This is a genomic window from Paenibacillus sp. J22FR21, from assembly GCF_056269135.1.
In genome coordinates, this window is sequence record NZ_JBWDNJ010000007.1 from 47411 (window position 1) to 68437 (window position 21027).

A 21027-nucleotide genomic window follows, 5' to 3' on the forward strand; every position below is an offset into this window, starting at 1 on the left:
TCATAATGGAATAAGAGGAAGGCTCATGTCGACAACACTGAGTATAGAGGAATTAACGGCGGTGCTGCTTCGCCGTTTGCAGCGACTGTACCCATACAGTTGGCTGAGAGGAGTGCATGTGGAGATGCTGTATGAAGCGATTGTGGAACAGCTTTTGCAAGAGATGAAGGCCGGGAAGCGAAGGCCGGGGGACAAGCTGCCGTCGATCCGGGAAGGGGCGGAAGCGTTCGGCTGCAGCCGAAATACGATGATTCGGGCGTATAGGGAGCTCGAGCAAAACCACCGGATCTATGCCGTGCCGCAGAGCGGCTATTATGTCGCGCATCGCCGTCAAAGTGGGGAAGAGGCAAGAAGCTCAACTGAGGGGAAGGATGCCATCGATTTCGAATGGGCGGGTCCGGACCGAAACGCCATGCCGTACCGGGATTTCCAGCACTGCATGAACGAGGCCATCGAGAGGTACCGCGAGGACATGTTCACGTATTCGGAGGGGCAGGGTCTCGCTTCGCTGCGATTCCAGCTGGCCCGGCATTTGCGGGAACTGCAGGTGTTCACCATCCCGGAGCACATTTATGTGGTGACCGGCTCTCAGCAGGCGCTGCATCTGCTGGTGGGACTGCCTTTTCCGAATGGCAAGAGGAATATCGTCTTGGAACAGCCCGTGCATGTCGGCATGATTGAATCGCTGCGGGGCTATGATGGCGAAGTGTACGGCATCCCGTACGAGGAAGGCGGTATGGATTTGGAGCGGTTGGAAACGTTGTTTCGGGAAGGTGACGTCAAGTTTTTTTACACCGTTTCCCGTTTCCACAACCCAACCGGGTACAGCCACACGAACGAAGCCCGCAAGCGCATGGTGGAGCTGGCTCAGCGGTATGACGTGTATATCGTCGAGGATGATTATATGGGGGACCTCGATGACGATTCGAAGAACGATCCCATGTTCGCTTACGATCCGTCCGGAAGGGTTATCTATGTGAAAAGCTTCTCCAAAGTCATGCTTCCGGGCTTACGCCTTGGTCTGGCAGTGCTGCCGGATGGACTACGGAAGGATTTCCTGCGGGCGAAGGCTGCAGCCGACGTGCATTCGCCGCTGCTGACGCAGGGGGCTCTTGAGGTGTACCTCGAGAGCGGTATGTTCGCCGCCCACATCGGCCGGATGCGGAAGATTTACCGCCGTAAGGCGGTGCTGCTGCAGGAAGCGTACCGCAAGTATCTGCCGCCGGGAACCGCCTATACCAGATCAACCTCCGGCTTCTATACCACGATCGGCCTGCCGGCACCACTCCGGGCGCAGCCGACGGCCGAATACTTGCTGCAGCTCGGCGTGCGGGTCAATCCTGCTGCGCACATGTACCTGCCGGAGTTCCGGCAAGACGGTATCCTCCGGCTGAGCGTCTCGCAGGTAGAGGAAGGACTCATCCAGCCCGGCATCCGGGCAATAGGTGACGGCATTCGAGAGCTGCTTCGGCAACGCATGGAAGTAAGGTTTGTGAATCAAGGATAGGCACAAGCAGGAGATTCGGAGAGAGTAAATCAAATCTTATTCAAATTCGACAAAACTCATCGTATTCTCGCAGATAGTATGACACTCTTTTTTCACCGGACATCATAAGATGTAGGTACGCATAAGTTCCTACTTTCTCTATGAACAACATTGGGGGGATGGGCCGGTGGACGAGCAGTTTCTGAAGAGGTTGCATACATTGAATCGACGCGACGAGTTGAGATCCAGACTATTGATTGATGGAGCTAAGTTTATACTGGAACGAAACAAGAAGATGAGTTGGTTTGGGAGATATCTGAAAAATAAAAAGAAAGCCGCTACCCCAGTCAAGTACTAACGGGGAAGGCCGTATATGGTTCAAATAGAGAAACCCCGAAACGGCTGCTCATGCCGTGTTTCGGGGTTTTCTCATGCGATTATCGTTTAAGCGCGGCCCATCAGCTTATCGTCCGTTTGATCAACTTCGCCATACCGACACGGAGGTTGACGGTGGAAGAAACTTCGATGCCCTAGCGCCCATTGAGGATGCAGTGGCGAACATCGTCGATGGTCAGGCAATCGTCCCGCAGGATGTTGCGCACGACGCCGAATTGGACGGGGAGATGCGAATCGCTGCCGGCTACTATCGGTTTGCCGAGGCGTGCGGCGAAGACTTCAAGCTCCCGCCTTGTTCCTGTCTCACGTCCCCGCAATTCGCAATTTGCATTCCGTATCTCACACCTCACACCTCACACCTAGTAACCCAGTAATTCACATTCCGCATCGCGCATTCTGCGAAAATCTAACGAACCGTGGGGGCCTTATTTGGCCGAATTTCGGGACTTCGAAATTCTAACGAACAGTAGGGGTCTTATATTGGGATTATCGGCTTCGAAATACCCACATACGGTCAAATAAGGCCTGTACGATCCGTTAGAGATTTTTATGGAGGCATTATCGGTCAAATAAGCTTCGTACGGTTCGTTAGAGCTCTTCCGCATATAGAATCTCAAGGCTCAGCCCCTTAACAACCGCATTTTATATTGTAAGGGTTGTGACAGTGGTTATTTTTCATCAAAAGCCCTTGTTCATTCTCTAGCGGTTGCCAGAGAGCTTATTTGGGCATTTATCAATTGGAATCCACCATTTTACTGGAGATAACGTCTCTCACAACCGTTACCGTAGGAAAAGTCGATTTTTCCATGAAGTAGCCACGCTGACAACCGTTAGACTTTCTCGGGCAGCCTCCGGCAAAGATGCCGAATAGGAGCAAATGTACGGGAGCAGGATGGCGGGGAAGTGGGCATTGGGCATATGGCATTGGGAAGTGGGCATTGGGAAGTGGGCATTGGGCATTGGGCATAGGCAATGGGAAGTGGAAGTGGGTTAATGGTTCATATCGTTAATAAAGCAAGGCTCCTTCCTTTACAGGCAGGAGCCTTTGGTATGTTCGCTCGAAATAGTAAAGAATTGTAGATTCGAAGTCGGCAACGGATGATATTCGCGAGCCGAGCCCTCCCGTAAGATTAAGTTATCGGCGTTCAGGGCCCTGAATGCCGATTACCTTCTAAGGAGAATGGAGTGGTCTTTACGCAATGAAACGGCAATCCGTACTCATCAAATGGTTCTCTATGGCAGTAACCTTAGGTTTGATCATAAGCTGCTTTCCGATTCTGCCGGCGGCAGCCGCAGGGGATTCCGCAGCTTCGCTAACGGCATCTTACACGTACCACGGTGACCGTCTGGAAGATGCGAACGATGGCATTGTATCCTATGACGACGACCCCAAGAGTCGCTGGACTTCTTATGAATCCACCAACCCGCAGGATTGGGTACAGTTTGAATATGCAAGTCCCACATCCAAAAACACGGCGGGCGTTTATATTTTCGACGACGGCGGGGGCATCAAGGCTCCGAGCTCGTACGACGTCCAGTATTGGAACGGAACAGATTGGGCGAACGTTCCGAACGAAACGAAATCGCCGGCTGCCCCTACGGGCAATGAGCTGAATCTGGTTACTTTCGACTCCATAACCTCTGCGAAATTCCGTGTGCTCTTCACGCATTCCGGCTCGAAGAGCGGCGTGACGGAAATCGCCTTCGTTGATTCGAACACAGAGCCAATTCCCGGTGCGGAAGTATCGCCGCTTGGCAATGCATCGGCATCCTATACGTTCCGTCTCGATCAGGTAAGTCACGTTAACGATGGTATCGTGTCCTACGAAGCGGCTCCCGCGAATCGCTGGACTTCCTACGAATCTCCGAACGAAACCGACTGGGTGCAGACGAACTTTGGCACGTCGAAGCGGAAGGACGCGGTCGGCATCTATCTCTTCGCAGACGGAGGGGGTATCAAGCCGCCTGCTTCGTACGACGTTCAGTATTTAAATGGGAGTAATGAATGGGTGAGCGCTGCTAATCAAGTGAAAACGCCTGCCGAGCCTGCAGGCAATGCGCTTAACCTGGTTACGTTCACTTCGGTGGAAGCGCAGAAATATCGGATTCTCTTCACGCACAGCACAGCTAAGACCGGCGTTACCGAAATTCAGTATGTCGATTCCTCCACACAGTCGCTGCCGACGGAGCCTTCCGCGGGCACGGCGACGGCTTCTTACTCAAACAACGGCGATGACGCTGGCTTTGTCAATGACGGTATCATCTCGTTGAATGATTTTCCGCGTAACCGCTGGACGGCATACGGCTCTCCGAATAGTTCGGATTGGGTGCAGACGGAGTATGAGAATGCACGCTCCAGCAATATGGCCGGTGTCTATCTCTACGATGACGGCGGTGGTGTGAAATCCCCGGCGTCGTTCGATGTTCAATATTTAAGCGGCGGTGAATGGGTGAGTGTTCCCGAACAAGTGCGCACACCAGCCGAACCGGTTGCGGGCTTAAATCTCGTTGCTTTCAACACGGTGATTGCAAGCAAGTATCGCGTCGTGTTCACGCACCAAGGTGACGCCAAATCCGGGGCGACCGAAATCTCGTATGTCGACACGAACAAAGAACCGGTACCGACGGCACCTCCTGTTGTGATAGTCGAACCTGCGATCGAAATCATTTCCCCAACGATTGGTTCGAATGTGTCGGGCAATGTGACTATCGACTTCAAAGCCCCGGAGATGAAGAATGTATGGGCGAGAGTCTGGCATCAACCGGATGAAGCCAATCCGGATCCCAATGGCTATGACGCCTGGATCCAGAACGTTGCACCGGATGCGGAGGGAAATGGCTCGATCCAAATCGATGCCGACACCTTGCCGCATGGTCCACTGACCGTCATCTTGAATGCTTGGAATTCAGCGGAAGGTGATCCGAACTTCACAAAGTCCACAACGAGCTACTTGCAGCTGTATAACGAAGGCGGAGTCGTGTGGAAGCAAGGACTTCCGGCAGCGCCGCCGCAAACGGCAGGCATGCATGTACTGTTCGAGGATGATTTTACGGGCCCGTTGTCGGTATCCAAGACGGGTGAAGGCACGAGGTATGCATCGCTGAAGCCGGACTGGCCGAATGGCTCGGAGTTCGGCGAGGCGATCTTCGCAGATCCGACTGATGCGGTTAATCCGTTTGCCATTCTCGGTGACGATCATTTGCGTATTCGTGTAACGAAGGCTCCGGATGGTTACGTTGATCCGCAAGGCTGGAACCGCAAATATATCGGCGGATTGCTCTCTTCCGTCGGATTAGATGGAACCGGCATTGCCGCGACGAATGGTTATTTCGAAGCGCGAATGCAAATGCCTGCAGGCAAAGGAGCATGGCCGGCATTCTGGTTAATGTCCCAGAACAGTTCAGGTCCGGATCATCTGCCATCGACGGCTGAGCTCGATACGGTAGAAGCCTACGGTCACGATCCCAGCGGTGCATGCCAAGCCAAGCATTGGTGGTCAGGCAGCCCGGAAACGCATCAAACAAACTGCTCGGACGACAATTTCGCTTACGGCGACAACGCCTCGACATGGCACACGTATGGCACGCGAATTACCGATTCGGAAGTCATCTATTACATCGATAACGTCGAGGTATGGAGGCATGCGTCCTTCGAACAAGCCAATACGCCGATGTACTTCATGCTCAATCTGGCACTTGGCGGAGGCTGGCCGATCGATCTGGCGAAATACGGCGATCAAATCGACTTGTACGTGGATTATGTGAGGGTGTTTGAACCGAACGCAGTTGTTCAGCCTCCAACGTCCGGTTCATCTGCGCCTGCGCCAATTCCGGAAACGAAGGTAGTCGGAGATACGGTCGTAGTCGAACCTAGTGTATCGACGAATGCAACTACGGGAACGACGACGTTAGCCGTGAGCAAAGACGTATGGAAGCAAGCCCAAGACCTTGCAGCAGCAGCCAGCGGTATCCATAAAATCGTACTCGAAGCGCCTGCAGCATCCTCATCTCAACAAGCAGCTCCAACCTATGAGCTCAAACTGCCTGCCGACGCTTTATTGGGCGGTTCGTCGCTAGCGATTGAAGTGAAAACGCCGCATGCATCGGTCGAGCTGCCGGGCGATATGTTGAAGGGCCAGTCCATCGCTTCAACCGAGGTTTCCATTCAGATTGGCCGCATAGATACCGATACTTTGCATGCAGAGACGAAACAACTAATCGGCAATCATCCCGTTATCGAGCTGACCGCCCTGGATGGGGATAAGGCAATTTCGTGGAATAACCCGCTGGCTCCGGTCCGGGTCCGTATTCCTTATGTGCCGACGGCGGAGGAATTACGGAATCCCGAGCATATTGTCGTGTGGTACGTGGATGGATCGGGCCAAATCCATGCTGTGCCAAACGGACGTTACGATGCCGAAGCGAAAGCGGTCGTCTTTACGACAACCCATTTCAGCGCGTATGCCGTTGCTGATGTCCGGAAGACATTCGAAGACATAGGCTCATCGCCTGCGAAGCAAGCCATCGAAGTGTTAGCTTCCAAAGGCATTATTAAAGGAACGTCAGATCATCAATTCAGTCCGGAACTAACGATTTCCCGCGCGGATTTCGTCGTGCTGCTTTCGCGAATTCTGGAATGGAAAGGACAGAAGTCAGACGACAGCTTCTCCGACGTGTCCGCCACGGCCTACTACTCGGATGCCCTGCGCACCGCCAGAGCAGTAGGTATCGTCTTGGGCAGCGGAAATAACAAATTCAATCCGTCCGCTTCCATTACGAAAGTCGAAATGACGACAATCGCGAAGCGGGCATGGGCAGCTTCTCATCTCGATGCTGCAGCGATCGGCGGCCTGTTCGACCAGCTCGGCAATACGCCGACTCGCGCGGAGACAGCAGCGCTGCTCTATGATCTCTACCGCGCAAGAAGTTGAAATCGGTCGATCCGATGTCAACAACGGACGATAGGCTTGAGCATAAAGCTGTTTTATCATTAAGTATATAAGGAACGATCCCTTACGACACACATATAATCGGGGAGGCACAGTATGAACAAGAAGCTGCGCAACAGAAGCTTGACCGCATCCGTTGCTCTATTGCTGGCAGTTACGACCGCATGCGGCAATAATAGCGACAATGGCGGGACTGACACGAAGAACAACACCGCGACTACAGCTGAATCCACAACCACTAACGAACCGGCACAAGCCGAGAACGAAGCTCCGGCGGCGATCGATCCGAACGCCAAATACGATCCGCCGATCGAAGTAGCGGCTGTCCGCTACACAGACCCTACTTACAAATTCAAAGACGGCGACACGATCGAGAACAACGTGTGGACGAGAGCTTACGAGAGCGAGCTCGGCATCAAGATCAAGTACAAATGGATCGTTAATGGCGACCAATATGGCCAGAAGATGAACCTGACCATTACGTCGAACGATCTGCCCGACATCTTCCAGGTCGATTCCGTGCAATTCCGCCAATTGGCAGAAGGCGGCCAGCTTGAGGATTTGACGCAATACGTCGCGGACTACGGTTCCGAATTGACGAAAACCATGATTGACCGCGGAACCAACGCCAAGTCGGCGGCTATGTATGACGGCAAGCTGATGGGTATTCCGCCTGCCGAAGATTACCTAGGCGGAGCTCCGCTACTGTATGTTCGAACAGACTGGCTCAAGAAGCTTAGCCTGCCTGAACCGAAAACAATGGATGACTTCATTGCAATTGCCGAAGCCTTCACGACAAAAGACCCGGACGGCAACGGCAAGAACGATACTTACGGCCTTGCTGCTTCGAAGGACTTGTTCGGCGGATACCCGGACTTCTCCGGTTTCATGAACGGCTTCCACGCTTACGCGAACATCTGGATTAAGGACAGCTCCGGCAAGCTCGTCAACGGCAGCACGCAGCCGGAAATGAAGAACGCCCTCGCGAAACTGCAAGAGTTGTATAAAGCTGGCTTGATCGACAAAGAATTCGGCGTCAAAGACGGCGGTAAAGCAGCCGAGCTGCAAACGGCCGGCAAAGTAGGCATGAGCTTCGGCGCCATGTGGAATCCGCTGTGGCCGCTGCAAGACGGCGTGAACAAAGATCCGAACGCCGAGTGGGGCGTATTCCCGATTCCTTCCGTGGACGGAACGCCTGCCATGGCGCAATCCAAAGCTGATTTCAACGCCTTCTGGGTCGTCAAGAAAGGCGCCGAGCATCCGGAAGCCATCGTGAAGCTGTTCAATTTCTACAATGAGAAGATCATCGGAGAAACGGCTGAGCCTGCTAAATTCCACAGCGCAGACGGTATCGAATTCTTCAAATATGCACTGCTGCAAGGCGGCTTCGGAACACCGCAAGGTCTGCTGTCCGTGCATAAGAACGTGGTTACAGCGTTGCAAGCCAATGATGCAGCCAAACTGACGCCGGAAGAGAAGAGCTACTACGACAAGATCGTGCTGTTCAACGGCGGCGACAGAACGAACTGGGCCACGAACAAAGTATTCGGAGCCGGCGGCTCGTGGGATGTCATCGGAGCGAATTACGTCGATCAAAACTTGCTGATGAAGAGTGAGTTCTTCGGTGCTCCAACGCCGGGCATGACGGACAAACAAGCGATTTTGGATAAATTGGTATTGGAGAAGTTTACGAAAATCATTCTAGGTGCGCCGATCTCTGATTTCGACCAATTCGTATCCGATTGGAACAAACTGGGCGGCGAGCAAATTACGCAGGAAGTAAACGATTGGTACGCCAAAAAATAATAAACACCATGAATCATTAATCCTCATAAGTAATACACGCAATCGGGAGGTCGGGACTTGCTTCCGGCCTCCCTTCCTTATCTTGTGCCGGGAAGGCGGTGTCCGTAGATGTTGAAATCGAAAATGCGCCGACAGCTGCCTTTGCATCTGATGGTGGCTCCCTCGTTCCTGCTGGTGCTGGTGTTTAGTTACGGCCCGATCGCAGGACTCGTTATAGCGTTCCAGAAATTTTCCGTCGTGAAGAGCTTTGCCCACTCCCCGTTCGTGGGATGGGACAATTTTGACTACATGTTTAAGCTGCCGGACATTTGGCAGGTCATTGGCAATACGGTCTTCATCGCCGTGATGAAAATCGCAGCAGGGTTAGTTGTGCCGATTGTGGTGTCACTTCTGCTGAACGAAGTGCGTAAGCACACGTTTAAGCGTTCGATTCAAACGCTGATCTATCTCCCTCACTTTCTATCGTGGATTATTTTGGGCGGCGTTCTTATCGATATTTTGTCGCCGACTTCAGGTATTGTGAACCAATTTCTCGGCGTGTTCGGCGTCGAACCGATCTTCTTCCTTGGCAATGTGCATTGGTTTCCGGCCGTCGTTGTCATCTCGGACGTGTGGAAGGAGTTTGGCTTCAGCACGATCGTCTACTTGGCTGCGCTTGCGGGTATTAATCCGGCGCTTTACGAGGCAGCTGTTATCGATGGAGCAAACCGCTGGAAGCAGATGGTGCATATCACGCTGCCGGGCATGGCGCCGGTCATCGTACTTCTGGCAACTTTGAGCTTGGGCAACGTCTTGAATGCCGGGTTCGATCAAATCTTCAACTTGTACAGTCCGATCGTTTACGAAAGCGGAGACATCATCGACACGCTCGTGTACAGGCTCGGTCTTGAGCAAGCGCAATACAGCCTGGCAACGGCCGTAGGGTTGATGAAATCAGGCGTATCGATCGTTTTGATATCCGTTTCCTATTATCTCGCTTATCGCTTGGCCAATTACCGAATCTTCTAAATAAGGAGCGGAACAATGATGAAGACGACTTCCGTATCCGGAAAAGTATTCAATGGCTTCAATGCCCTATTTCTGATCTTGCTTGCCTTTCTCTGTTTGTTCCCGCTCGTAAACGTGCTGGCGGTATCGCTCAGTTCGAGTACTGCGGCGAGCTCCGGCGAGGTGTCGCTGTGGCCGGTGGACTTCACCTGGCAATCGTACAATTTCGTGCTGCAGAAGCCCGAGTTTATGAAGGCCCTCGGTGTCAGCGCAGAGCGGGTGCTGCTCGGGACGGCGCTGAACATGCTGCTGACCATTACGCTCGCATACCCGTTGTCCAAGGAATCATTTGCATTTAGAGGTAGATTGTTCTACGTCTGGTTCTTCGTCTTGACGATGCTGGTCGGTGGCGGAATCGTGCCTTGGTACCTCGTCATTCAGAAGCTTCATTTGTTAGGCACGATGGGAGCACTTATTCTGCCCGGAGCGGTGAACGTATTTAACGCCGTATTGCTCCTTAATTTCTATCGTGGTTTGCCCAAAGAGCTGGAGGAAGCGGCTTTCGTCGATGGAGCAGGACATTGGACGATTTTATGGAAAGTATATGTACCGCTGTCGATGCCGGCAATCGCCACGCTGATCTTGTTCTCCATGGTGGGGCACTGGAACTCATGGTTTGACGGTCTCATCTTGATGAATTCACCGGACAAATATCCACTGCAAAGCTATTTGCAAACCGTCGTCATTAATCGCGATCTCAGCCTCGTCTCGATGGTGGATGCGGAGGCGCTGGCGGACATCTCGGATCGCACGTTGAAAGGCGCGCAGATTTTCCTGGCTGCCTTGCCGATCATTTGCGTGTATCCGTTTCTGCAGCGATTCTTCATTAAAGGCGTTATCGTAGGCAGCGTGAAAGAGTAGAAGAGTTGAAGGTGAGAGGAGCTCCGGAGCGTATGGCAGGTTTAGCGAAAGGTGAATTTGAGCATCTGCGCACCCCGTATAAACGGGAAGTGCCGGTGCTTCAAGGTTCAGGCGAGGCAGGCACCTATAATGCGATGTCGGTGGATTGTCCGTTTGTTTTCTACCACAACGACAAGTTTTATATGATTCATATCGGCTTTGATGGATTAGGGTATCGGACGGCGCTTGCTGTGAGCGACAACTTAGTGGAGTGGAAGCACGAAGGCGTGATTCTGGACCGGGGGGAAGATGCCTCGCGCTGGGATTATGTAGGTGCGGCGTACTCTTGGGTACTGCTGGAGAATAATGATTTATACGAGCTGCCTCGCTTGAAGCAGGTCGACGGCAAGTACTGGATGATCTATCATGCCTATCCCGAGTTTGGTTATGAGGCCGGGGGAGCGAAGATGGGGCTGGCCTGGTGCGAGAGCGAGAGCCTGCTGGAGTGGCACCGTCTCGAAGAGCCGATCTTCTCGTATGAGAACGGCGGCAGCTGGGAGCGGGCAGGATTGTATAAGTGCTGCTTCGTCGAATTCGAGGGACGGTATTGGATGTTCTACAATGCCAAGGATCAACCGAATTGGCCATGGACGGAGGAGACGGGGTTGGCAGTGTCAGATGATCTGCTGCACTGGACGAGACTCGCCGGTGGAGAACCTGTTATGGGTGCGAAGCCGGGTTCGTTCTACAGCCAATACGTGAGCGACCCCCATATCCGGTTCGACAGCCGGACGGGCAATTGGCTGAACTTTGGTTTCGGGTTCGACGGCAAGCATGCGCAAGGGCTGCTTGCGGCATCGAAGGATTTAACGGACTGGGCCATCGTGAATGAGCCGTGGATTCCGCATGGCGAGCCGGGTGAGGTGGATGAGACTCATGCGCATAAGTCCTCGGTGATCTATTGGAATCATCGCTTCTATCACTTCTACTGCGCATGCCGCCCCGCTAAGCCCGGGGACGCGTCCATTGTAGCGGAGGGTGAAGGCGAATTCCGATGCATCATGCTTCGGACGAGTCTGCCCATAGCGTAAACTAGAAGCGCAGCCCGCTCAGGGCTGCGCTTTCAGCTGCCTGGAAAACCGCGAAAGCCTAGAAAGTCTGGAAAGTCTGGAAAGTCTGGAAAACCGCGAAAGCCTCGAGTCCTTCCCTGTTTGTAGAGTACCCCACGTTTCATTACGCAGGATTTCTTCATTTTCGGTTTATCTGAGAAGGGCAATATTTGTAACGGTTGTCAGCGTGGCTATTTCATGAAATGAACGACTTTTATTAATCTAACGGTTGTGAGGAACGTTATTCACTGCATAATGGTTGATTTCTATTGGAAAATGTCCAAATAAGCTCGCTTACAACCGTAATAAAATAATAGCGGGCATTTGAGGTCAAATAACCACTGTCACAACCGTTACAGGTTGGAAGATGAGTAAGCGCAGTCCGCCAAGGGCTGCGCTTTATTTGAGCTTGACCGGCCCGACCCCAAACAAGTAGAAAACGGTAGAGCGAAAGTAGCGAACGGCTGATGGCAGCGGCGCGCGGCTTCGCTATAATACACTTGCAGCCCAATTTAGCGAAAAGGTAGTGATGATTAATGACAAAGAAGAGATTAAGGCCCAAGCGAGCGTTCTTATCGCTCATAATTGTAAGCGTTCTCTTGTCTACGCTGTTCTCCGGCATGCAGGTTTTTGCGTATGACACCGGGGCCACTGTCACGGCGTCTTACACGTTCTTCATGGACGCGACGAGCGAGGTGAACGACGGAATCGTGTCTTACGATGATACGCCGAGCAACCGTTGGACAGCGTACGAATCACCGAACGCCACGGACTGGGTACAGACGGACTTCGGTTCGGCCGTAACGAGAAGCAGCGCCGAGGTCTATTTGTATGACGACGGAGGCGGCGTGAAGGTACCGGGTTCCTACAAGGTACAATACTTAAACGGCAGCACGTGGACGGACGCTGCCAGCCAAGTGAAATCCCCGGCTTCTCCGACCGCCAACCAAGTCAACACGGTAACCTTCACGTCCGTGTCGGCAAGTAAATTCAGAATCGTCTTCACGCACCAATCGGGCTCCAAGTCCGGTGTAACCGAAATCGCTTATGGCACGGGTTCTTCCACGCCTCCGACTGATCCACCAACTAACCTGCCATCATCGCTGCTGGCCGGAACATCCACGGCCTCCTATACGTTCCACATGGATGAGGTGGACGATGTCGATGACGGAACGATCTCGTATGTAAATTCACCGCATAATCGCTGGACCAGCTACCAGTCACCGAACGCAACCGACTGGGTGCAGAAGGATTTGAGCGCAAGCAGCGCCGTATCCCAAGCTGAAATTTATATTTATGATGACGGAGGCGGCGTGAAAGCTCCGGCTTCCTATAACGTTCAATACTGGAACGGGACAGCATGGACGAATGCGGCAAGCCAATCCAAGTCGCCGGCTGCACCGACAGGCGGTCAGGTGAATACGGTCACCTTCACAGCGGTTACGACCTCCAAGATGAGAATTGTCTTCACGCCGCAATCAGGTTCGGCATCCGGTGCGACGGAAATCAAGTATTTCGGCACCGGAGGTGGAACGACGCCTCCAACGGACCCGCCAACCAACCCGGGGACTTATCCGAATTACCAAGTGAGCGTCGTTTCGCCTTCCTACGGCGCTTCGATTAACGGCACAATTACGATTAAATTCTACGCTCCGGGCATGCAGAACGTATGGGCCAGGTCCTGGCACCAGCCGGACACCGCGCATCCGAACGCGAACGGCTACGATGCCTGGTTCCAGCGGGTAACACCTGATGCGAACGGTTATGGCGAAGTAACATTCCCGGCCGCTGACTTCCCGCATGGACCGATCTCGGTCATCTTGAGCGCATGGGATTCGCCTGAAGGCAATCCGAACTATGCGCACTCGGACAACTGTTATGTCCAGCTGTATAACGAAGGCGGTGTCACATGGAAACAAGGCATACCGTCCGCGCCTTCCCAAGCTTCAGGCATGAGCGTGCTTTTCCAAGACGATTTCACGAGTACATTGTCGGCATCCCGCACAGGCGCCGGAGCCACCTATGCAACCTCTAAACCGGACGCGCCGAACGGCACCGAATTCGGTGAAGCGATATTCGCCGATTACGGCAGTGCGAATGATCCGTTTGCGATCCTCGGAAGCAACTACTTGCGCATTCGAGCTAAGAAAGCGCCGGCCGGTACGGTTGATCCGATGGGCTGGAACCGCACCTACACCGGCGGCTTGCTGTCTTCCGTACGTACCAACGGTACGGGCGTCGCTGCAACTTACGGTTACTTTGAGGCTCGCATTCTGATGCCGGCAGGCAAAGGGACATGGCCGGCGTTCTGGCTCATGTCGCAGAACAGCATTTCGCAAAGCGTGCCATCGACGGCGGAGATCGATACGGTCGAAGCCTACGGACAAGATCCGAACGGCGCTTGCCAGGCGAAGCACTGGTGGGCCGGTAATCCGGAAATGCACGACACGCATTGTTCTTCCTCTAATTTCGCGTTCGGTGACAACGCGTCGACCTGGCATATATACGGAACCAAGATTACGCCGACCGACACGATCTACTACATCGACAACGTAGAGGTATGGCGCCATACGACGTTCGACCAAGCCAAAACGCCGATGTACTTCATGCTCAACCTGGCGCTCGGCGGCGGTTGGCCGATCGATCTCGCCAGATATAACAATCAAGTCGACATGTTTGTCGATTATGTCAGGGTGTTTCAATAAGTTCCAATAACTAAGAAAGCCGACGGTGATCGATCACCGGCGGCTTTCTTCTATGATGCGGATGCGCTCTCCCGATATTCATGAGGCGTCGCGTTCATTTCTCTCTTAAAGAACCTGCCGAAGGATGTCGCAGAATCGAATCCGACCTTCAAAGCGATATCCTGTATCTTCAGATTCGAGAACTTGAGCAGATCGCAGGACTTGGTCAGCCGAAGCTCGGCGATATATTCGGAAATCCCTTGACCGGTTTGCTGCTTGAACAGGCGAGACAAGTAGGTCGGATTCAAGTAGACGGTTTCCGCAAGCCGGACGAGCGACAGGTCTTCGTTCAAGTGGCTGTCGATAAAGGATTTCAGCTTGGCAATCAGCAGATGAGCACCGGCCTCACTCTCTTGATTGCGAATGTCGAGCAAGCGTCGGATGATGTCCCGCAAATAATCGAGCGCCTCTTCCCAAGAGGAGTGGGCATCCAGCGAAACGAGCTTGGTCAGCCAATCGGATGGAAACTCTTCCGTCCGTGGCTGGTGATTAATGGCGGATAACAGCATATAGGCGATGCCGTTGTACATTTCGTACAGAAAAGGATGATTGCCTGTCAGCTTGCGGGAGAGCGCGGCGAGCTCATCGAAATCGGCGAGCAGCCGATTCTCAAGCGCCATCTCGGAGGATAAGAGCTGCTTTAACCGACTTTGGGCTTTGATGATCGTCTCGTTGGTTTGCGGGCTTCCCGAGGAGAAGTTGCGATTGACGCCATCCGTCAGCAACATCTCGGTACGCTGGCCGAAGCCGTAGAACAAGATTTGCTTAAGCTCGGCGTATTTTAAGTGAATGTCGTCCCAGAGGACGGTCTCCGAGCTGGCTACGAACGAGACAGGAAGCTTCAAATATTGTTTGCAGGCGGCTTGTATGGTTTCCAGCTGGCCATGCACGAACCGAATCCATCGCGGACTGAGCGTCTCCCACTGACTGCTTGAAACAGGCTGGATAAACGTCACCATCGCGGACGAATCCAGCATGACGCTGAAAGCCCGGCATCCTGCCCAGAACTCGCCGGCAATATTTTGCAGCGCGTAATACATGAGCGTTTTATCCGAATCGGAATGAGACGAGGCAAAACGATCGACGCGCGAGATTAGAAGAAGCGGCGATACGGATGCGTCCATCGCCATCTTCAGCTCATCCATTCGCTCTTGCTTGGCAGGCGCTAAGCCGTGAATCAGCTGGCTCACGTAATCTCGCTGCAAGGGGGTAAGCGACTGCTGCAGCTTATGTTTGGCTTGGTCAATCCATTGGTTCATGGAGCTTGCACGCGACAGCTCGTCAATCGCCTTCTGAATGGCAGCTATGATCGCTTCATCGCCGTCCATCTTGAGCACATAATCGACGCCTCCGTTGCGGAAAGCGGTCTGGATATAAGAAAAGTCGTCGTAACCGGAGAGGAAGACGATTCTGCAGTCCGGCCACTGCTCCACAATCTTGGCTTGCAGCTCAAGGCCGTTCATCCCGGGCATGCGGATATCGAGCAAAGCGATATCGATCTTCATCATACCGAGCAGCCGCAATGCTTCTTCGGCCGAATGTACGCCATAGACGTCGAGCTCGAACGGTGCCTCTTCTCCCAATAGCTGCTGAAGCCCTCTTACGATAATCGGTTCGTTATCCACGATCAACAATCGGTACATCTCCTTATGCCGCCTCCTTAAATGGAATGATGATGGTCATTCGCAAGCCTCCGAGCGCACCCCGAGCCGCGAGCAGTTCGGCATTCTCGCCGAAATTCAGCCGAATGCGCAGCTGAACGTTACGCAAACCTTCGCTCTCGGACTTATATTCCGCGTCGGTCAATAGAGCAACAATATGCGCCAGTTCTTCTTCGTCCAGCGCCCCGTTATCCTCCACCGCGATTTCGGCATGGTCCCCGCAATCCTCGAAAGCGACAATGACGAGCCCTTCTTCCACTTGATCCTCTAATCCATGCTGGTAGGCGTTCTCGACAAGCGGCTGAAGCAGCAGCTTGGGCACGGCCAGCGAGCTGACGCGTTCCGGGACTTCGCCGAATTCGACGCGGACATGATCGTCGAACCGAATGCCTTGAATAGCCGCATAGGATCGGCAGAACTTGATCTCTTGATCGAGCGGCACGAAGTCGGCGTTCTTGGTAACGTATTTGAAGTATTCGCCCAGATGCTTGGAGAAGGCGACGACTTTGTCATTCTCTTGAAGTTTCGCCAGCCGGTGAAGGTTAAAGAAGCTATTGTACAAGAAGTGCGGATTAATCTGCGATTGCAGCTGCTTGAGCTCGGCAACCTTGATTTGGTATTGATGGACGTACGCTTCGTTGATCAGATCCTGGAGTCTGGACACGGTGCGGTTGTATTGCAAATACAAGTAATTGAATTCGTCTCTTGAACGGTAATTCAGCTGGGCGGAGAGATCGCCTTTCTCCAGTCCTTTAAATGCGCCGACAAGTCGCTTCAACGGCGTATGGATAAGCTGGTAGAGCCGATAGGAAAACAGCAGGATAAGAATCGGAGCGGCAATCGAGATGGCCCATAGCCATATCGCGTATTGTTTAAGCGGACCGATGAAGCTGCTTTCTTCCACGAAAATCGCGAGCGTAAGCCCCAGCTTCGATGACTTCTCGAAGAACCCGTAATACGTGGAGTCTCCATCCTCGATGATTTCGTAGCCGCTCTTCTGCCCGGCTTGTAGTTGTGCGTGAATAAGGGCTTGCAGCTTCTTGCGGTCGGAAGGCACGTTGCCGCTCGTCTCGCTCCAGGATAAACCCTCATCCATAAGCATAGCGCCGCCATTGCCGTCGATGAGGAAACCGGACAGCGAATCCTTGATGGCAAGGCTCGATATTTCGAGCGCAATGGTGAACCCGCGGCCGATGGCTTGGCTGTTCGGGTAGGGCAGACTCATCCATAGCCGGTTCTGGTAGAGAAGGAAGGGCGATTCGAACGTATCGGCCATTTGATTCAAAGCGGCTGCTTCCTCGTGGTTCAATTCATTGAAGGATAATGCTGATATTTTACGATCGAGCACGGGGAAGTTGACGAAGGCGTCCTCTACGTAAGGGCTCATATTCTTTAAAATCTGCAGTTTCTTCTGGACATTCCTGACCGCATTCGTATACTGCTCGCTGGTCATGATGATCGAAGAGTAGGCGAGGTTAAAGATGTCATCGTCGAGCGTATATTGCTGCTCCAATGTGACAAGAGGTCCGAAATCATCCTCAAGCGCGTTGATATAATAATTAACCTTGGCTTGCATCGAGCTGGTTATTTCGTTACGCACGAGACGCTCGCTGCGGATATTCATGAGAAGGCTGATGGTTACTAGCGGAATGATGATGACCAGAAAGGTCAGAACGAGCTTGGGGTAGAGGGTAAGCCGGCGCAGAAAGCTCATTCGGAACCTTCTCCTTTGGTGGATTTTCTCTTAAGTATAGCGTGTAAACGCTATCTTACAACGAACATTCCGAAAGAAGTTGAGGATGGTAGAGCGAAAGTAGAGAACGGATGATGACTTGGGACTTCGGCTCCAATCCGGCCGTCAGGATTCCTTTATTTTGCCGTATGTTTCGTAAGATATTGGGATTGTACCGCTATTCGCGCTGCATTAAATTGATAGATGTATCCAAATAAAAGGTTGGAAGGAGTTCATTATGAAAACGCTAACAACTTGTTTAGCACTCTTCATGCTTGTATGCAGTTTGTCCTTCGGCACGTCTACGCGCTCCAATGCAGACGCCACAGCAAGCTCCGCGAACGAAGTGGTTTACAGCTACGAAGCGGAAGCAGCGGGGAACACGATGACGGGGAATGCATCCATTGCCGACTGCAGCGTCTGCTCAGGCAGCAAGAAGGTGGGGGGCTTGTACCAAGGAAGCAGCATGCGGTTTACCAATATTGAGGTGCCGGAGGCCGGCTCGTATAACGTTGTATTCTCCTACATCTCCGGAGATCCGAGAAGCGCGGACATTAGCGCAAATGGCGGCACCTCCCGTCATATCGACTTCGACAAGACGGCAGACTGGAATACGTTAGGCACGTTAACCATTCCGATGACGCTTGTGCAAGGCAGCAACTACATCGACATTTCGGATGGCAGCGGGTACTCGCCTGATTTTGATAAAATCGAGGTTTATCCGATCGCACAAGGCTATGAGGCGGAAGCTTCCGGCAACACCTTGACGGGGAATGCGCAAGTATCGAATTGCGGTGCTTGCTCCGGCGGGCAAAAGGTAGGAAATCTCTATCAAGGTGCATCCTTGCAATTTAATGCTGTTAATGTCCCGGCGGCGGGCAGCTACAATGTTACCGTATTTTATATTTCCGGAGATCCGCGTGCTGCCGATGTGAGCACGAACGGCGGTCCGGCGCAAAATATTCTCTTCCAGAGCACGAAGGATTGGAATACCGTAGGCTCACAGACCATCAGCGTCAATCTGGCGGCCGGAAGCAACACCATTCTGTTCTCGGATGGAGGCGGGTATTCACCGGATATGGACAAAATCGTCGTAACGCCTGTAGAAGGCGGGCAAGTGCAGCCTTGTGAGCAGGTAACCACAGAAGCAGCGGCGCTTGGCGAACAGGTAGCCAAGAAGAAGTTCGGGTCGATCAAACTCTCTGAATATGCAGACGCGGTTGTCATCCAAAATGGCGACTATGCCGTTACTTACCGCACGGATAGCGGGATGGCGGATTATGCTTGGAAGGATAAGACGATCGCCAAAGGGGTATACAGCAAATTCGCAGAAAAGGCGAGCAGCTGCTACGACAGCCACAGCTTCTCCATGGCGGATGTGACCCCCGTGAAAGACGGCTTCGGCAAAGGCATAAAGGTGAAATTCGTCAACAGCCAAGAAGGCAGTCCGACTTTGAACCAATGGTACAGCTTCTATGAGGATAAGCCTTATTTCTTCACCAGAACAGAAGCGGTATCCGCTGCAGAATTGCAAACGAACTATATGGCTCCGCTCGTAACGAATTCAACCGGCGGCATCGATATCGGCAGCTATACGGACGGGCGGGTATTATCCGTTCCTTATGACAACGATATGTGGATTCGTCATCAAGCTGTGCCGATCAATTCAGCAGATACAAGTTATGAAGTGTCCGCGATCTATGATAATGCCAGCAGGAGCGGTCTTATTGTAGGTTCGGTGACGCACGATACTTGGAAAACGGGAATTCGCTTCACCGGCGAAAACAATCGCTTGAATCAGTTGGAAGTATTCGGCGGCGTGTCGACCGCGAAAACGCATGATTCGGTTGCTCACGGTAGCATTAAGGGAACCGTACTGTCATCGCCTACGGCATTCGTCGGCTTTTATGGCGATTATCGGAAAGGCATGGAAGAGTACGGCAAGGCAAACGCAGTGATTGCTCCGCCGCTTGCATTCGGCAAAAAAGTTCCCGAAGGCGTGCCTGTCGGCTGGAACAGCTGGGGTGCTTTTGGCAGCAATCTGACCTATCAGGATGTGCTGGATACGTCCGATTACGTGAAGCAGCATCTGCAGAAGGAAGGCTTCAATAATAAGAAGGTTACCTATATCAATTTGGATTCGTACTGGGATAATCTAACGGAAGCGCAGTTAGCGGACGTTGTGGCCAAGGTCCGCAAGAACGGGCAGAAAGCCGGCATCTACTGGGGACCGTTCGTCTATTGGGGCGACAATATGGAGCAGCAGGTGGAGGGATCCAGTTATAAATACGGAGATATCATCCTGCGTGATGAATCAGGCAACCCGCTGCCTAAATTGGACGGCGCTTATGCGATAGATCCGTCTCACCCGGGGGCTAAGGAGCGGATCGCGTATTTCCTTAACCGCTTTAAGAATCTGGGCTTCGAATATATCAAGCTGGATTTCCTCACCCATGGTGCCTTGGAAGGCAACCACTACGATCCTGCGGTCCAAACCGGAACGCAAGCCTATAACCAAGGTATGGCTTATGTAGATAGCCTCATCGCGGATAAAATGTTTATCAGCGCCTCCATTGCGCCGCTGTTCCCAAGCCAATACGCGCATAGCAGACGGATCGCTACCGACACGTTCGGCAGCATCTCCGATACGGAGTTCCAACTGAACGCATTGACGTATGGCTGGTGGCAGAACGGAACGATCTATCATTACACGGATCCCGATCATATGGCATTGTCCAGAGCGGGGTCGTTAATCGAGGCTAGAAGCAGAGTCAACTCCGCTGTTATTTCGGGTACGGTGTTTATGGATTCGGATAACGTTCACGATGCAAAAGCGCAGGAATACATGACGGCCCTGCTGACGAATAAGGCCGTGCTGGAAGTCGCTCAAATCGGAAAAGCATTCCGCCCGATCGAGGGGAATACCGGTGCTAAAGCTGCGGATGCCTTCGTGCTGAAAGATAAAGGCGATTATTACATCGCGCTCTTTAACTACGGCAGCACGCCTGTCGAGAGAACCGTAGATTTAGCAAGGGCCGGTTTGGACAGCGGTGCGGCTTATAAGCTGAAGGATCTCTGGACGGGCGCAGTTACCGGCGACGTTCAAGGCTCCCTGCAAGTGACGCTTGAGCCGATGGAATCGAAGCTATTCCGACTGACGCCTAAGAACTAAACGGAATTGGTGAACGATAGCGGATATGCCGCTCTCACGATCGTTGAAGCTCCAAATTTGCTCTATTCTCGCACGGGAGGGTCTT

The 21027-nt window shown here is 52.8% G+C and carries 11 protein-coding genes; 9 read left to right on the plus strand and 2 right to left on the minus strand.

Going from position 1 to position 21027, the window contains the following annotated elements; genetic code table 11:
- Positions 1-25: 25 nt before the first annotated feature.
- The 8 genes from AC0YNS_RS23505 (at position 26) to AC0YNS_RS23540 (ending at position 14338) form a co-directional block, all read left to right on the plus strand.
- Positions 26-1507, plus strand: coding sequence for an aminotransferase-like domain-containing protein (locus AC0YNS_RS23505; protein ID WP_475783373.1), 1482 nt, complete (start codon positions 26-28; stop codon positions 1505-1507).
- 410 nt (positions 1508-1917) lie between these two features.
- Positions 1918-2256, plus strand: a complete 339-nt coding sequence (locus AC0YNS_RS23510; protein WP_475783374.1) for a hypothetical protein — start codon at positions 1918-1920, stop codon at positions 2254-2256.
- An 825-nt stretch (positions 2257-3081) separates the two neighbouring features.
- Positions 3082-6813, plus strand: a complete 3732-nt coding sequence (locus tag AC0YNS_RS23515) for a galactose-binding domain-containing protein (RefSeq protein ID WP_475783375.1) — start codon at positions 3082-3084, stop codon at positions 6811-6813.
- Positions 6814-6927: 114 nt separating this feature from the next.
- Positions 6928-8637 carry an extracellular solute-binding protein gene (locus AC0YNS_RS23520; protein WP_475783376.1) on the plus strand — a complete coding sequence of 570 codons (1710 nt, stop codon included), beginning with the start codon at positions 6928-6930 and terminating at the stop codon, positions 8635-8637.
- 108 nt (positions 8638-8745) lie between these two features.
- On the plus strand, positions 8746-9645 hold the full coding sequence (locus AC0YNS_RS23525; protein ID WP_475783377.1) for an ABC transporter permease: 900 nt from the start codon (positions 8746-8748) through the stop codon (positions 9643-9645).
- A gap of 15 nt (positions 9646-9660) precedes the next feature.
- On the plus strand, positions 9661-10545 hold the full coding sequence (locus AC0YNS_RS23530; RefSeq protein ID WP_475783378.1) for a carbohydrate ABC transporter permease: 885 nt from the start codon (positions 9661-9663) through the stop codon (positions 10543-10545).
- Positions 10546-10577: 32 nt separating this feature from the next.
- A complete protein-coding gene (locus AC0YNS_RS23535) occupies positions 10578-11615 on the plus strand; it encodes a glycoside hydrolase family protein (RefSeq protein WP_475783379.1) in 1038 nt (345 codons plus the stop codon).
- Positions 11616-12169: 554 nt separating this feature from the next.
- Positions 12170-14338 carry a galactose-binding domain-containing protein gene (locus AC0YNS_RS23540; protein WP_475783380.1) on the plus strand — a complete coding sequence of 723 codons (2169 nt, stop codon included), beginning with the start codon at positions 12170-12172 and terminating at the stop codon, positions 14336-14338.
- A gap of 50 nt (positions 14339-14388) precedes the next feature.
- Here the strand turns inward: AC0YNS_RS23540 and AC0YNS_RS23545 are convergent, their stop codons facing one another.
- Both AC0YNS_RS23545 and AC0YNS_RS23550 read right to left on the minus strand, forming a co-directional pair.
- On the minus strand, positions 14389-16020 hold the full coding sequence (locus AC0YNS_RS23545) for a helix-turn-helix domain-containing protein (RefSeq protein ID WP_475783381.1): 1632 nt from the start codon (positions 16018-16020) through the stop codon (positions 14389-14391).
- Positions 16021-16024: 4 nt separating this feature from the next.
- Positions 16025-17752 (minus strand): sensor histidine kinase, encoded by a 1728-nt coding sequence (locus tag AC0YNS_RS23550; RefSeq protein ID WP_475783382.1) that lies wholly within the window; start codon positions 17750-17752, stop codon positions 16025-16027.
- Positions 17753-18008: 256 nt separating this feature from the next.
- Here AC0YNS_RS23550 and AC0YNS_RS23555 point away from each other — a divergent pair, with 256 nt between their 5' ends.
- Complete coding sequence (locus AC0YNS_RS23555; protein WP_475783383.1) at positions 18009-20942, plus strand: carbohydrate-binding protein; 2934 nt, start codon at positions 18009-18011, stop codon at positions 20940-20942.
- Positions 20943-21027: the final 85 nt, after the last annotated feature.

What these genes read in the sequence shown, in the direction of transcription:
- AC0YNS_RS23535 (WP_475783379.1), top strand. Translation starts at nt 10,578, where the DNA reads ATGGCAGGTTTAGCGAAAGGTGAATTTGAGCATCTGCGCACCCCGTAT.
- AC0YNS_RS23520 (WP_475783376.1), top strand. Translation starts at nt 6,928, where the DNA reads ATGAACAAGAAGCTGCGCAACAGAAGCTTGACCGCATCCGTTGCTCTA.
- AC0YNS_RS23550 (WP_475783382.1), bottom strand. Translation starts at nt 17,752, where the DNA reads ATGAGCTTTCTGCGCCGGCTTACCCTCTACCCCAAGCTCGTTCTGACC.
- AC0YNS_RS23510 (WP_475783374.1), top strand. Translation starts at nt 1,918, where the DNA reads ATGCGATTATCGTTTAAGCGCGGCCCATCAGCTTATCGTCCGTTTGAT.
- AC0YNS_RS23515 (WP_475783375.1), top strand. Translation starts at nt 3,082, where the DNA reads ATGAAACGGCAATCCGTACTCATCAAATGGTTCTCTATGGCAGTAACC.
- AC0YNS_RS23505 (WP_475783373.1), top strand. Translation starts at nt 26, where the DNA reads ATGTCGACAACACTGAGTATAGAGGAATTAACGGCGGTGCTGCTTCGC.
- AC0YNS_RS23530 (WP_475783378.1), top strand. Translation starts at nt 9,661, where the DNA reads ATGATGAAGACGACTTCCGTATCCGGAAAAGTATTCAATGGCTTCAAT.
- AC0YNS_RS23555 (WP_475783383.1), top strand. Translation starts at nt 18,009, where the DNA reads ATGAAAACGCTAACAACTTGTTTAGCACTCTTCATGCTTGTATGCAGT.
- AC0YNS_RS23525 (WP_475783377.1), top strand. Translation starts at nt 8,746, where the DNA reads ATGTTGAAATCGAAAATGCGCCGACAGCTGCCTTTGCATCTGATGGTG.
- AC0YNS_RS23540 (WP_475783380.1), top strand. Translation starts at nt 12,170, where the DNA reads ATGACAAAGAAGAGATTAAGGCCCAAGCGAGCGTTCTTATCGCTCATA.
- AC0YNS_RS23545 (WP_475783381.1), bottom strand. Translation starts at nt 16,020, where the DNA reads ATGTACCGATTGTTGATCGTGGATAACGAACCGATTATCGTAAGAGGG.